Below are 13,810 nucleotides of genomic sequence, written 5' to 3'. Positions count from 1 at the left end.
GGCTACCGATGTGGATTTGTTTCGAGCTCTATGTATTACGCCCCTGTAGCAGCTACTTACTGCTGCTTCCCCCGGGTTGAAACAAACCGCTTATTCGGAATTCTGCGAGCTCCGCGAAACCTGCGTCTGATTTGCCCGCCGGCGCCGGAAAAATACCAGCGCCACGCCGATCGCGGTCAGAATAACGGACGCCACTTCCGGCGCCGCGCCGATCCGGGTCGCGATCGTCGTCGTGTCGCGCAATGGTAGCTGGGCGACCAGCGCGGCGGGGACGACTTGTTCGGACTGCTGTGCGATCTCGCCGTTCGCGGTGATGATAGCGCTGACCCCGGTGGTTGCTGCGATCACCAGGGCCCGGCCGTGCTCGACCGCCCGCACCCGCGACATGGCCATCTGCTGGTAGGTCATCTCGCTCGTGCCGAAGGTCGCGTTGTTGGTCGGCACCGTCAGCAGTTCGGCACCCGCGGCCAGCGACTCCCGGAAGGCCCGGTCGAACGCCACCTCGTAACAGGTGGCGACGCCGACCCGCACCCCGGCCGCCGTGACCGTTCCGTCACCGTCACCCGGCACGAAATGTCCGGCTTGGTCGGCATACGACGAGAACAATCGGAAGAAACTCCGCATCGGCAGGTATTCACCGAACGGCTGGATGATTTTCTTGTCGTGCCGATCGGACGGGCCGTCCGCGCCGTTCCACACCATCACCGAGTTGGTGGTCGTGCGGTCGCCGTTCACCAGGACCGCGCCGACCAGGATCGGCGCGCCGATCCGCTGGGCGGCCCTGCTGATCTCCGCGGCGGCGTCGGCATTGCGCAACGGGTCGATATCGGAGGAGTTCTCCGGCCAGATCACGATGTCGGGCCGAGGCGACTGCCCGCGGTCGACGGCGTCGGCGAGTTCCTCGGTGCGCCGGACGTGGTTGTCCAGCACGGCCCGCCGCTGGGCGTTGAACTCCAGGCCCAACCGCGGCACGCTGCCCTGGATCGCGGCGACCGTGATCGTCCGGTCACCGTCGTCCGGGGCGGGCAGCGTCGGCCGGAGGATCACTCCGGCGAGGGGCATGACAGCCACGGTGACGGCAGCCGTGGCAAGTCCCAGCCGGGTGGCCCGGCCGGTCGCGCGCGGCGCAGGCTGGCGCACCCAAGCCACTAGGCGCAGCGCGAGCGCGGCCAGGCCGGTGCCGGTCAGGGCGACGGCGAACCCGATCAGCGGCGCGCCGCCGTAGGCGGCCAGCGGCAGGTACCAGCCATCGGCCTGGCCGAAAGCGACCCGCCCCCACGGGAATCCGCCGAACGGGAAACTCGACCGCGCCCATTCGGTGGCCGTCCACGCGAGAGCGAGCCAGACCGGCCAGCCGGGCAGGCTGCCGAGCCACCGGGCGAGCACGCCCCACAGGCCGAAGAACACCGCGCACGCGGTCGACAGCGCGAGCCAGGGCACCGGTCCGACGTAGATGCCCGTCCACGGCAGCAGCGGGACGAAGAACGCCAACCCGCCGAGGAATCCGAGGCCGAAACCACCGCGCAGCCTGCCCGGCCCGCGCACCGCGACGGTGAGCAGGGCCAGCGCGATCGGCGCGAGGAACCACCACGGCCGGGGCGGGAAGCTGCCGAACAGCAGCAGGCCACCCGCGACGGCCGTGGCCATCCGGGCCAGGACCCCGAACCGGTCACCGCCCGCCGCGCCGGCCGGTGTCGCGGGGTCGGTCGGGCCCGCCCCGGCCGCGTCGGCGGTCGTGGCGTCGGGCCCTGGTTCGGTGGCGGGGTGGATCATGGTGTCCTGCTCCGTGATTCGTGTGCCGGCGCGGTCGTGGTCAGGCGCGGTAGATGGTGGTGCCGTTGTGCACCGTGCGCAGGCAGGTCGGCAGGTCGGCGCCGGGATCGAGCCGGGGCAGACCGGGGACGCGCGAACGCGGGTCGGTCGACCAGCGCTGCACGGTGTCGGCGGCCGCGGCGACGACGAGCTCGCCCGCGTCCCACACGGCGTAGGAGGCCGGGGCGCCCGGCACCAGGGTGCCCGCCATGCCGTCGCGCACGCCGCCCGCCCGCCAGGCACCCCGCGTCGCGGCCGCGAACGCGGCGCGCGGGGACAGGCCGTGGCCGGGCGTGCGGTGCTGGACCGCCGCGCGCACCTGCTCCCACGGATTCAGCGTGGTCACCGGCGCGTCCGAGCCGATCGCCAGGGAGATGCCCGCCGCGGCCATCGCCGCGAAGGGGTTCAGGGTCGCGGCGCGCTCGGCGCCGAGGCGGGTGGCGTACATGCGGTCCGGTCCACCCCACGCGGCGTCGAAACCCGGCTGCACGGACAGGATCACGCCCAGCGCCGCGAGCTGCTCGATCGCGGCGGCGTCGGTCATCTCGGCGTGCTCGACGCGGTGGCCGCGCGCGGCGACCGCCGGACCGCCGAGTTCGGCGGCGACCGTGGCGAATCCGGCGACCACGAGATCCATGGCGGCGTCGCCGATGGCGTGGAAGCCGGCCTGCACACCGGCTTCGGTGCAGGCGCGGATGTGCGCGGTGACCGTCTCGGCGTCGAGGAAGTTCTTGCCGCAGCCGCTCGCGTCGGCATAGGGCGCGCGCAGCAGCGCGGTGTGCGAGCCGAGCGAACCGTCGACGAACAGATCGCCGCCGAGCGCGGCGACGCCCAGCTCGTCGATCAGGGCGCGCGCCTCGGCCGCGGTGCGCACGGCCTCGCCCCAGTAGGCGCGCACCTCGACGCCGTGCTCGAAGGCGAGCAGCTCGCGGACGTCCTCGCGGCTGGAGATGTCGGGGCCCGCGCACTCGTGCACGGCGACGATGCCGTGCGCGGCGGCGGCGTCGAGGGCGGCGGTGCGGGCCCGATCACGGTGCGCGCGACCGAGTTCCGCGAGGGCGACGGCGCGCACCCGGTGGTGGGCGTCGGCGCGCACCGGCTCCCCGCGGCGGTAGCCCTCCCCGAGCTCGCCCGCGGCGTCGAGCAGTGCCGAGGAGGCGACGGCGGAGTGGGCGTCGACCCGGGCCAGGTACACGAGCCTGCCCGCGCCGGCGGCCTCGTCGAGTTCGGCGACCGTGGGCGGGCGCTGCTCGGGCCACGCCGTGTCGTCCCAGCCCTCGCCGATGATCACGCCGTCGGGCTGCGCGCTCGCGTACGCGCGCAGCGCGGCGAGCAGCTCGGCCAGCGACCCGGTGCCGCTGACGTCGAGCCCGGTCAGCTGCAGGCCCAGCGCGGTGACGTGCACGTGCGGGTCGACGAAGGCGGGCGCGACGAAGGCGCCGTCGAGGTCGACGATCTCCGCGTCGGGATGCATTGCCCGGCCGGGCGCTTCGGCCCCCAGCCACACCACCGTGCCGTCGGTGACCGCCATCGCGGTCGCGTCCGGGGAGCTGGAACTGTAGAAACGACCGCCGATCAGCAACTGGGTACTCACGGTCCCCCAGTCTGCCGTATCGGCGAATCGTCAGGTCGGCAGGGACAGGACCGCGCGGACGTCGGCGTCGCACAGCCCCGCTGGAGTGTGTCCGCCCGCCTCGACGGCGATGAGTTCGAGTCGCCACGCGGCGACCGTGAAATCCGACATGGACTGTCCGGCAGCGGCACTCGCCCTACGCACCGCGTCGGCCAGTTCCGCGCTCACCGTGACGGTGATCTGCTCGGTGGCCATCGGCACACTGTAGACCTTCCGGCCGCCGGGCGGAATCCTCGGTTCAGGCGGAGCCGAGCGCGCGCGGCCCGGCGGTGTGCCCGTCGTCGTACCACTGCCCGACGACGACGCCGTCGACCACGTCACCGCTGTCGGCGTCGACCACCATGCCGCGATACGGCGACGGCGCGAAGGAGGGCAGCGGACCGAACCGCCGGGTGCCGAGCTTCTCGAGCACCGGCCGGATCAGCGCCCTGGTGGGCGGGAACAACGCGAGCAGGCCGACGAGTCCGGTGACCAGGCCGGGCACGAACAGTAGCACCGAGCCGGTGGCCACCAGCAGCCCGTCGGCGACCGCGCTCTCGGCGGTGACCTCGCCGCGCGCGGCCCGGCGGAACCGGTCGAACACGCGCCTGCCCTGGGCGCCCAGCAGCAGCAAGCCGACCCCGGACACCGCGATCAGCGCCAGCAGGGCCCAGCCCGCGCCGATCAGCTGGGCGAGGCCGACGAACGCGGCGATCTCGACGACGAGGTAGAGGACGAACAGCACGGCGGTCATGGCGATCCTTTCGGACGATCTACCGAGTCAACGCACGGGAGCCCGATTTTTCTCCCGGCCGCCTCAGCCACCCGGCCGGACGAGACCGGTCTCATAGGCCAGCACCACCGCCTGCACCCGGTCACGCAGCCCGAGTTTGGTGAGCACCCGGCCGACGTGCGTCTTCACCGTGGCCTCCGACAGGAACAGCGCCCCGGCGATCTCGGCGTTGGAGCGGCCCGCGGCGATCTGTTCGAGCACCTCGCGTTCGCGAGCGGTGAGCACGTCGAGCACGCCCGGGTCGCGCAGGCCCGCCGGGTCCTCGGCGACGAGCCGGTCGAGCAGGCGCTTGGTGACCTTCGGGGAGACCACCGCGTCGCCTGCGGCGACACTGCGGATAGCGGAGATGAGGTCTTCGGGCGGGGTGTCCTTGAGCAGGAATCCGCTGGCGCCCGCGCGCAGCGCGCCGAGGGCATGTTCGTCGAGATCGAAGGTGGTCATCACGAGCACGCGGACGCCGTCGCCCGCCGCGACGATCCGGCCGGTGGCGGTGACCCCGTCGACGACCGGCATCCGCACGTCCATCAGGACCACGTCGGGCCGCAGCTCCCCCGCGCGCCGCACGGCCTCGTCCCCGTTGCCCGCCTCGCCGACGACCTCGATGTCCGGGTGCGCCCCGAGGACCATCTTCAAGCCCATCCGCATGAGTTCCTGATCGTCCACCACGAGCACGCTGATCGGCATTTCCCAACCTTAGCGGGCGGATCAGTCGCCTTCGGCGCGCAGCGGGAGGGTGGCAAGGACCCGCCAGCGACCGTCGGCGGTCCGGCCCGCGGACAGGGTGCCACCGAGGACAGCGACCCGTTCGCGCATACCGACCAGGCCCATGCCCGCGCCGGGGATCTCGGTGGTCGGCGGCCGCTCCGGCAGGCCGCCGCTGTCGGTCACCTCGACCAGGATGTCGTCCTCGCGGCGGTGCACGCGCACGGTCGCCTTCGGGCTCGCGCCGGCGTGGCGCAGGGTGTTGGTCAGCGATTCCTGGACGATGCGGTGCACCCCGAGGCTGACCTCAGGGGTGATGTCGTCGAGTTCCCCGGTCAGTTCGAGGTCGACGGCCACACCGGCGTCGCGCATCAGCTCGGCCACGGTCGCGATGCCCGCGCTGCCGTGCTGGGGCAGCAGTTCCGGCGCGTGCTCGGTGCGCAGCAGTGCCACGGTGCGGCGCAGTTCGCGCAGCGCCTCGCGCCCGGTGCCCGCGATGGTCGCGAGCGCGCGTTCGGCGGTGTCGGGGTCGTGACGCAGGGCGTACTTGGCGCCGTCGGCCTGCACGATGATGACGCTGACCGCGTGCGCGACCACGTCGTGCAGTTCCCGGGCGATGCGGGTGCGTTCGGCGGCGACGGCCTCGTGGGCCCGGCGTTCCTTGTCGTAGTCGGCGACCGCGAGCCGCGCCGCGACCTCGGCGTCGTAGGCGTGGCGGGCGCCGTTGAACTCGGCCAGCGTCCAGCACAGCGCGTAGATCACGCCGACCAGCGCCAGATCGCCGCCCGCTGGTTCGCGCAGCACCAGCATCGACAGCGTCAGATCGATCGCCAGGAAGCCCAGGTAGATCAGCCCGTCCCGCCTGCCGACATAGGCGACGAGGGTGTAGAGCATCACGCCGAGCCCGATCAGCGCGACGTGACCGGAGGTGTCGTCGCCCACCAGATACCCGACCAGCGTGCACAGCACCGAGAGCACGAACAGCACCGCGGCCACCGCCCGCGGATAGATCCGGCGCAGGATCAGCGGCAGCGGCAGGATCAGGGAGAAGACCAGGTAGGAGGCCTTGTGGTGTTCGTCGCCGACGCCGAGCACGTCGAGCACCATCAGGAACAGCGCGAGGACGGAATCGGCGACGACGGGTCGGCCGCGGAGCCACAAGCTGAACCGGCGCACCGGCCCAGCCTAGTCGCCGGGCGCGGCCGGACCCGGTTGGCTTTCCGGGCGCGATCTTGATTGCCTGGTCCGGTGCAACTAGGAGACTGGACGGTCCTACTGGTGGCCGCTGCCGCGGCGGGGTGGGTCGACGCGGTGGTCGGCGGCGGCGGATTGATCATCCTGCCGACGCTGTTCCTGGTCGCGCCGGGCATCGCCCCGCAGACGGCGCTGGGCACCAACAAGCTGGCCGCGTTCTCGGGCACGGCGACCGCGGTGATCACCTTCGCGCGCCGGGTGCCGATGCAGTGGTCGGTGCTGATTCCGGGCGCGGTGATCGCCGCGATCACGGCGGCCTGTGGCGCGGCCGCGGTCTCGCTGATCGACCGCGACCTGTTCATCCCGCTGGTCATGGTGGTGCTGGTCGGCGTCGCGCTGTTCGTCACGCTGCGGCCATCGATCGGCATGACCATGGCCACCCATCCGCCGACCCGGCGCAAGGTGATCCTCGTGGTGGCGCTGGCCGCCGGGCTGATCGGCCTCTACGACGGTCTGCTCGGCCCGGGCACCGGTACATTCCTGATCATCACCTTCGCGACGCTGCTCGGCACCGAGTTCGTGCGGGCCGCGGCCATGGCGAAGGTGATCAACTGCGGCTCGAATCTGGGCGCGCTGCTGTACCTCGGCGCGACCGGACACATCCTGTGGGGCCTCGGCGCGGGCATGGCGGTCGCGAATGTGGCGGGCGCCCTGGTCGGTTCGCGGATGGCGCTGGCCAAGGGCGCCGGCTTCGTGCGGATCGTGCTGCTGGTGGTGGTCGTGGTGATGGTGATCCGGCTGGGCTGGCAGCAGTTCGGCTAGCGCGCCGGTTCGACCGGGGCCGAGGCGGCCAGCCACGGCTGCAGCACCCGCGAGGTGGTCTCGTGGATCTTGCGGTGTAGTCGCTCGCCGTCGTCGATGCCGTGCTGGGGCTGCTGGAACAGCACCGTCAGCGCGCCCGAGACGGCGCCGACGACCGCACCGACCAGCGCGGCGGCGCCGACCTCGTCGAGTTCGTGCGGGAACGCGCTGTGCAGCTGCCGGGCGATCTCGCGCTGGGCGACGAGCTGGGCGTGCGCGGCCCGGCCGCTCACCGCGGGCACCGTCCGCGAGACCCGCGCGCGCAGCGCCGCCACCCGGGAGTTCAGATCGTCGACGAGATGCTCACCGGGGTTGTCGCCCGCCGCGCGCAGCGCGCGCAGCAGCACCTCCACCGGCCGCTCCCCCGGCCGCCGGGTGGCGATGGCCGCGACGGCGGCGCGCACCCGTTCGTCGGGTTCGGGGAAGAGCAGTTCTTCCTTGCTCGCGAAGTAGTTGAAGAAGGTCCGCGTGCCGACCTCGGCCTCGGCCGCGATCTCGGCCACGGTCGTTTCCTCATAGCCTCTGGCCTCGAACAATCCGACGGCGGCCACGAGGATCGCACGACGGGTTCGTTCCCTTTTTCGATCGCGGAGGGCGGATGGCGGCACGGCGGGCACCCTACGGCATCGGGGCCCACCGCCGCGGGAGGACCGGGGTCAGCGCGTCACGGTTGTGACTGCCGGAACCGGGTTTTCGCGGAATCGCGGGCACGGCTCCCGCGTGTCGGTCCCACCGGCTAGCGTAGGCCGGGTGACTACCGCGACTTCCGGAGAAGTGGACGAGGAGTTCCGCGCACTCGGCTTGCGCGCGCTGGCCGAGGCCGCCCTGTCGGCGGCGCGGGCGGCCGGGGCCGAGCACGCCGATCTGCGGGTGCAGCGGCTGGTGACCCAGTCGATCCGCTTGCGCGACGGGCGGGTCGAGGCCGTCACCGACTCGACCGAGCTCGGCCTGGCCGTGCGCGTGATCGTCGACGGCACCTGGGGTTTCGCCTCGCACGCCGCGCTCACCCCCGACACCGCCGCCGAGGTGGCCCGGCGCGCGGTCACCGTCGCGACCGCCCTGCGCTCGCTCAATCGGGAGCGTGTGGAGCTGGCCGATGAGCCGCGCTACGCGGACGTGTCCTGGGTGTCGGCCTACGACCTCGACCCGTTCGCGGTGCCGACCGCCGACAAAGTGGCGCTGCTGCAGGACTATTCGGAGCGGCTCTCGGCCGCCGACGGCGTCGACCACGTGACCGCGTCGGTGCTGCAGGTCAAGGAGCAGGTGTTCTACGCCGACACGGCCGGATCGGCGATCACCCAGCAGCGGGTGCGGCTGCATCCGCAGCTCGAGGCGATCACCGTCGACGCGGCCTCCGGGGTCTTCGAGACCATGCGCACCCTGGCCGCGCCCGCGGGCCGCGGCTGGGAGTACGTCACCGGCGCCGACGGAACCTGGGACTGGGCGGGCGAACTCGCGCGGATCCCGGAGTGGCTGGCCGAGAAGGTGAAGGCGCCCAGCGTCGTCGCGGGCCCGACCGATCTGGTGATCGACCCGACCAATCTGTGGCTGACCATCCACGAGTCCATCGGCCACGCCACCGAGTACGACCGGGCGATCGGCTACGAATCCGCGTACGCGGGTACCTCGTTCGCCACCCCCGACAAGCTGGGCACGCTGCGCTACGGTACGCCGATCATGCACGTCACCGGGGACCGCACCCAGGTCAACGGGCTGGCCACGGTCGGCTACGACGACGAGGGCGTGGCGGGCCAGCGGTGGGATCTGGTGCGCGACGGCGTGCTGGTCGGCTACCAGCTCGACCGGGTGTTCGCCCCGCGCCTCGGGCTGGCGCGGTCCAACGGCTGCTCCTACGCCGATTCGCCGCATCACGTGCCGATCCAGCGGATGGCGAACGTGTCGCTGCAGCCGGACCCGGAACGCGACACCACGACCGCCGAGCTGATCTCGCGGGTCTCCGACGGCATCTACATCGTCGGCGACAAGTCGTGGTCGATCGACATGCAGCGCTACAACTTCCAGTTCACCGGTCAGCGGTTCTTCCGGATCCGCAACGGAGAACTGGCCGGACAGCTGCGCGATGTGGCCTATCAGGCCACCACCACCGACTTCTGGGGTGCGATGGAGGCGGTCGGCGGGCCGAGCACCTGGCAGCTCGGCGGCGCGTTCAACTGTGGCAAGGCCCAGCCCGGTCAGGTGGCGGCGGTGAGCCACGGCTGCCCGTCGGTGCTGGTGCGCGGGGTCAACATTCTCAATACCCGGACGGAGGGCGGCCAGTGAGCGCATCGGGTGTGTTCCCCGCGGGCGCGGTGGTCGAGCGCGCGCTGGCGGCGTCGAAGGCCGACGAGGCGATCGTGATCGTCACCGACGCGCACGAGGCGTCGCTGCGCTGGGCGGGTAATTCGATGACCACCAACGGGTCGTCGGTGTCGCGGGACTGGGCGGTGATCTCGGTGTTTCGGGACGGCCCCAACGCCGCCCGCGTCGGCAGCATCAGCTCCACCAGCGTGGACCCGGCCGAGATCGAGGCCGTGGTGCGCGCCAGCGAGGAGGCCGCGCGCACGGCGACCCCGGCGCGCGACGCGATGCCGCTGCTCGAACCCACCGTCGACGACACCGCCACCTGGGACCACGCGCCCGGTGCCACCGAGATCGACGTGTTCGCCGGCCTGGCCCGCGATCTGTCGACCGGTTTCGACGGCACCGACCGGCTCTACGGTTTCGCCCACCACCAGCTGCACACCACCTGGCTGGGCACCTCCACCGGGATCCGCCGCCGGTTCAGCCAGCCCACCGGGTCGGTCGAGATCAACGGAAAGCGGGGCGAGGGCGCCGATCTCGCCAGCGCCTGGGTGGGTGTCGGCACCGCCGACTTCACCGACGTCGACACCCCGGGCCTGCTGGCCGAGCTGTCCCGGCGGCTGGACTGGTCGGCCACCCGCGTCGACCTGCCCGCGGGCCGCTACGAGACGCTGCTGCCGCCCTCGGCGGTGGCCGACCTGATGATCTACCTGGCCTGGACGATGGAGGGCCGTGGCGCGCACGAGGGCCACACCGCCTTCTCCCGCGCGGGCGGCACCCGGATCGGGGAGCGGCTCAGCGACATTCCGCTGACCCTCTACTCCGACCCGAACGCGAGCGGTCTGGAATACCGGCCGTTCGTGGCGACGCCGTCGTCCTCGGAGTCGCTGTCGGTGTTCGACAACGGCCTGCCCGCCCAGCGCGTCGACTGGATCGGCGCCGGCGTCATCGAATCGCTGGTCTACCCGCGCGCCACCGCCGCCGAATTCTCCGCTCCGGCCACGGTTCCCGGCGAGAACCTGCTGCTCACCGGCGGCTCCGACGCGTCACTGGACGACATGATCGCCCGCACCGAACGCGGCCTGCTGCTGACCTGCCTCTGGTACATCCGCGAGGTCGACCCGGCCACCCTGTTGCTCACCGGCCTCACCCGCGACGGCGTCTACCTGGTCGAGGACGGCCGGGTCACCGCCGCGGTCAACAACTTCCGCTTCAACGAGAGCCCCCTCGATCTCCTGCGCCGCATCAGCGAAGCCGGCGCCACCGAGATCACCCTGCCCCGCGAATGGAAGGACTGGTTCACCCGCACCGCCATGCCACCGCTGCGCATCCCCGACTTCCACATGTCCTCGGTGAGCCAGGCGACGTAGTCGTCCGGGCAGGTGACCCGGTGTGGATCACCTGCCCGTCGTGCTCACACGGCTTCGAGCACAGCGGAGGCGCCGATGCCGCCGGCGGCGCAGATGCCGAGCAGGGCGGTCTGTTTGCCGGTGCGGGCCAGTTCGTTGGCCATGGTGGTGACCATCCGTGCGCCGGTGGCGCCGAAGGGATGGCCCAGCGAGATCGAGCCGCCGTGGACATTGAGTCTGTCGATGTCCACGGCGCCGACCGGCTCGTCGCGGTCCAGGCGGGACTTGGCCCAGTCGGGGCTTTCCAGCATGCGCAGGACCGAGAGGGTCTGGGCGGCGAAGGCCTCGTGGATGTCGACGAGGTCGATGTCGGCCAGCGTCATGCCCGCCTTGTCGAGGGCGCGCGGCATGGAGATGGCCGGGCCGATGAGGACCTGATCGGCGGGGTCGACGCTCACGAAACTCCACGAGCGCACGGCCGCGAGCGGGGTGAAGCCGAGGGCGCGGGCCTTCTCCTCGCTCATCAGTAGCACTGCCGACGCGCCGTCGGTGAGCGGGCTCGCATTGCCCGCGGTGACCGTGCCGCCCTCGGCGAACACCGGCCGCAGGGTGGCGAGTTTGTCGACGCTGGTGTTCGCCCGGACCAGACCATCGGTGTCGACGCGCTTGCCCGACGGGGTGGTCACCGGAACCACTTCGTCGTCGAAGCGACCCGAGGCGATCGCGGCCGCGGCGCGGTGGTGCGAGCGAGCGGCGAACTCGTCCTGGTCGGCGCGGGAGATGCCGTTGATCCTGGCCATCTTCTCGGCGGACTCGCCCATCACCTCGCCGGTGGTGCGCTCGGAGATCTTGGGCTGCCGCGGCAGGACATCGGTGAACGGCGCGAGCTGACGGACCAAGTCGAGGTAGTCCTTCGGCTTCGGCTTGCCCAGCGCCACCGGCGCGACGGCGTGCACGACCTTCTGCGGGAGCTTGATCTCGGCATTGCTGGTGGAGTCGCTGCCACCGGCGATCATGATGTCGTACTCGCCGCGTTCGATGGCCGCGGCCGCCGAGGTGACCGCCTGCAGACCGGACGCGCACGCCCTGGTCACCGTGTAGCCCTCGCACCCGAAATCCAGCTTCAGATCGAGGGCCACTTCGCGGGCGATGTTCGGCGCGTGACTCGGCAGGATGACGCCACCCCACACGATCGACTGGATCTCGCCCGGCGCGATCCCGGTGCGCTCGATCAGCCCGCGGACGGCGGCGCCGGCCAGGGCGATGCTGTCGAGGCGGGTGAAATCGGTGAACGCGCGCACGAACGGCGTGCGCGCGCCCGCGACGACGACGGCGCGGGTGCGTTTCTCGGCCATGTGAGTCCCTTCGGAGGTTCCGCTGAGCCCACGTTATCCGATACCCCGGGTACTGGGTACCGCTTCGGGTGAACCGTCAGGCGGGGGTGATCTCGATGCCGATGGTGCCCGCCTTGCCCCGGCGCAGGTTGCTGCCGAGGATCACCAGCGGGCCGGTCAGCCAGTACTTGCGCCGCAGCCAGGAGCGGACCTGTTCGGTCTCGGTGGCGTCGAGGAGTCGGGCGGTGCCGGTGACGACGGCACCGTGCGCCTTCCCGCGCGCGTCACAGGGCTGCAGCGTCACCTCGGGATTGCGGCGGATCCGCTTCACCTTCCAGCTGTCGGTCACGGTCCACACGAACAGCTTGTCGTCGCGGGCGACAGCCCACACGGCGGTACCCACCGGGGTGCCGTCCTTGCGGAAGGTGGTGAGGAGGACGAAGTTCGCGGTCTGCAGCTCACCGAGAGGGTTGGTCATGCTCGCAGCCTAATGCCCTCCGGCGCGTGCGGCAGCGGCCGCCGATCGCGCTTCCCCTTTCATTGTCTACCGGCGAACGGGGCTTGCCGCAAGGGCGGGGCGGGGGTGCAGAATCGCTGTTCGCGCGCCGAGATCCGGGCGCAGGACGGGGTGTGACATGCGGGTTCTCTTGTCGACGATCGGGTCACGCGGGGAGGCGCAGCCGATGTTCGCCCTCGCGGTGCGGCTGCGCGCGCTGGGGCACGAGGCGGTGCTGTGCGCGCCGCCCGATTTCGCCGACCGGGCGCGGGAATTGGGTGTCGAATACATCCCGGTGGGGCCGGAGGTGCGCGGCACGGCGAAGCCGAACGGCGTGCCGACGCCGGAGCAGCGGCAGCGGATGGTCGAGGACACGGTGGCGGCCCAGTTCGCGGCGGTCGGTGCGGCGTCGGCGGGCTGCGGCGCGGTGGTCGGCGGGGGCGGGTTGGCGATCGCCGCGCGTTCGATCGCGGAGTCGCTGGCGGTCCCGTACGTGTACGCGGCGTTCGCCCCGATGACACTGCCGTCACCGCGGCTGGCGCCGCCGGTCTTCGGCATGGCCCCCACCGGCGACATCGCCGCCCGCTGGGAACAGGATCGGCAGCTGTGGAACGGCGTCTGGCGGGCGCCGCTGAACGCCGCCCGCGCCCGGCTCGGACTCCCCGACGTCGAGGACGTGCGCGCGCACCTGTTCACCGATCGGCCGTGGCTGGCCGCCGACCCGCTCCTGGCACCCTGGCCAGGGGCACCGGATCTGGACGTCGTCCAGACGGGCGCGTGGATGCTCGACGACACCCGCCCGCTCGACCCAGCGCTGGCGGACTTCCTCGAGGCCGGCGATCCCCCGGTCTACGTCGGGTTCGGCAGCGTCCGTGCTCCGGAAGCTATGGCGCACAGGATGATCGAGGCCGCACGGTTGCTCGGCCGTCGCGTCGTCGTGGGCCGGGGCTGGGCGGATCTGCGACCCGTGGACGACGGCCCGGATTGCCATACCGTCGGCGAGGTCGCCCATCAGGTGCTGTTCCCGCGCGTCGCCGCGGTGGTCCACCACGGTGGCGCGGGCACGACCCACGCGGCAGCGCGGGCCGGGGTGCCGCAGGTGGTCGTGCCGCAGATGTTCGACCAGTTCTATTACGCCGGGCGGGTCGCCGAGCTGGGCATCGGCACCGCTCCGGCCGCCACCGACGACCCGCGCGCGGCACTGGAGGGCGCGCTCGACGCCGCGACCACGGCCCGCACGGTCGGCGAGCGGATCGTCCGCGACGGTGCCGCGGTCGCCGCCGACCGGCTGCTGAGCTCGCCCGACGAGTTATGGGCGGTTTCGCGAAAGTCTTCCTAACCTCGGATCCGACCGAC

General features: G+C 72.1%; 13 protein-coding genes. 4 read left to right on the top strand and 9 right to left on the bottom strand.

Annotated features, from left to right (window positions below):
- Positions 1–90 precede the first annotated feature (90 nt).
- From lnt to ACFYWJ_RS19200, 6 genes are all read right to left on the bottom strand, one after another.
- Positions 91–1,647, bottom strand: coding sequence for an apolipoprotein N-acyltransferase (lnt, locus tag ACFYWJ_RS19225; RefSeq protein ID WP_355280436.1), 1,557 nt, complete (start codon positions 1,645–1,647; stop codon positions 91–93).
- Between the two features lie 166 nt (positions 1,648–1,813).
- On the bottom strand, positions 1,814–3,406 hold the full coding sequence (locus ACFYWJ_RS19220; RefSeq protein WP_355280251.1) for an amidohydrolase family protein: 1,593 nt from the start codon (positions 3,404–3,406) through the stop codon (positions 1,814–1,816).
- Positions 3,407–3,436: 30 nt separating this feature from the next.
- On the bottom strand, positions 3,437–3,640 hold the full coding sequence (locus tag ACFYWJ_RS19215; RefSeq protein ID WP_355280249.1) for a hypothetical protein: 204 nt from the start codon (positions 3,638–3,640) through the stop codon (positions 3,437–3,439).
- A gap of 43 nt (positions 3,641–3,683) precedes the next feature.
- Entirely contained in the window at positions 3,684–4,178 is a 495-nt protein-coding gene (locus tag ACFYWJ_RS19210; protein WP_355280248.1) for an FxsA family protein, read from the bottom strand.
- Between the two features lie 63 nt (positions 4,179–4,241).
- Positions 4,242–4,901, bottom strand: coding sequence for a response regulator transcription factor (locus tag ACFYWJ_RS19205; protein ID WP_355280246.1), 660 nt, complete (start codon positions 4,899–4,901; stop codon positions 4,242–4,244).
- Positions 4,902–4,922: 21 nt separating this feature from the next.
- On the bottom strand, positions 4,923–6,095 hold the full coding sequence (locus ACFYWJ_RS19200; RefSeq protein WP_355280244.1) for a histidine kinase: 1,173 nt from the start codon (positions 6,093–6,095) through the stop codon (positions 4,923–4,925).
- A 72-nt stretch (positions 6,096–6,167) separates the two neighbouring features.
- Between ACFYWJ_RS19200 and ACFYWJ_RS19195 the strand changes: the two genes are divergently transcribed.
- Entirely contained in the window at positions 6,168–6,935 is a 768-nt protein-coding gene (locus ACFYWJ_RS19195) for a TSUP family transporter (protein ID WP_355280243.1), read from the top strand.
- On the opposite strand, the gene ACFYWJ_RS19190 is transcribed toward ACFYWJ_RS19195, so the two are convergent.
- The gene (locus ACFYWJ_RS19190; protein WP_355280242.1) at positions 6,932–7,525 is read right to left on the bottom strand and encodes a helix-turn-helix domain-containing protein; all 594 of its coding nucleotides are present in this window, start codon (positions 7,523–7,525) and stop codon (positions 6,932–6,934) included. The two genes, ACFYWJ_RS19195 and ACFYWJ_RS19190, sit on opposite strands and share 4 nt — an antisense overlap.
- A 199-nt stretch (positions 7,526–7,724) precedes the next feature.
- Here ACFYWJ_RS19190 and ACFYWJ_RS19185 point away from each other — a divergent pair, with 199 nt between their 5' ends.
- Together ACFYWJ_RS19185 and ACFYWJ_RS19180 are read left to right on the top strand one after the other, a co-directional pair.
- Entirely contained in the window at positions 7,725–9,254 is a 1,530-nt protein-coding gene (locus tag ACFYWJ_RS19185) for a TldD/PmbA family protein (protein WP_355280240.1), read from the top strand.
- Between the two features lie 11 nt (positions 9,255–9,265).
- Positions 9,266–10,645 (top strand): TldD/PmbA family protein, encoded by a 1,380-nt coding sequence (locus ACFYWJ_RS19180; protein WP_355280434.1) that lies wholly within the window; start codon positions 9,266–9,268, stop codon positions 10,643–10,645.
- A gap of 44 nt (positions 10,646–10,689) precedes the next feature.
- Here the strand turns inward: ACFYWJ_RS19180 and ACFYWJ_RS19175 are convergent, their stop codons facing one another.
- A complete protein-coding gene (locus tag ACFYWJ_RS19175) occupies positions 10,690–11,979 on the bottom strand; it encodes an acetyl-CoA C-acyltransferase (RefSeq protein WP_355280239.1) in 1,290 nt (429 codons plus the stop codon).
- A 76-nt stretch (positions 11,980–12,055) separates the two neighbouring features.
- Positions 12,056–12,436, bottom strand: coding sequence for a PPOX class F420-dependent oxidoreductase (locus ACFYWJ_RS19170; RefSeq protein ID WP_355280237.1), 381 nt, complete (start codon positions 12,434–12,436; stop codon positions 12,056–12,058).
- A 157-nt stretch (positions 12,437–12,593) separates the two neighbouring features.
- On the opposite strand from ACFYWJ_RS19170, the gene ACFYWJ_RS19165 reads away from it, so the two are divergent.
- Positions 12,594–13,793: a glycosyltransferase gene (locus ACFYWJ_RS19165; protein WP_355280235.1), complete on the top strand. Its 1,200-nt coding sequence runs from the start codon at positions 12,594–12,596 to the stop codon at positions 13,791–13,793.
- Positions 13,794–13,810 lie beyond the last annotated feature (17 nt).

It is taken from the genome of Nocardia sp. NPDC003269 (assembly GCF_042888005.1).
Lineage (GTDB): Bacteria > Actinomycetota > Actinomycetes > Mycobacteriales > Mycobacteriaceae > Nocardia.
This window is presented reverse-complemented; position numbering and strand designations above follow the sequence as displayed.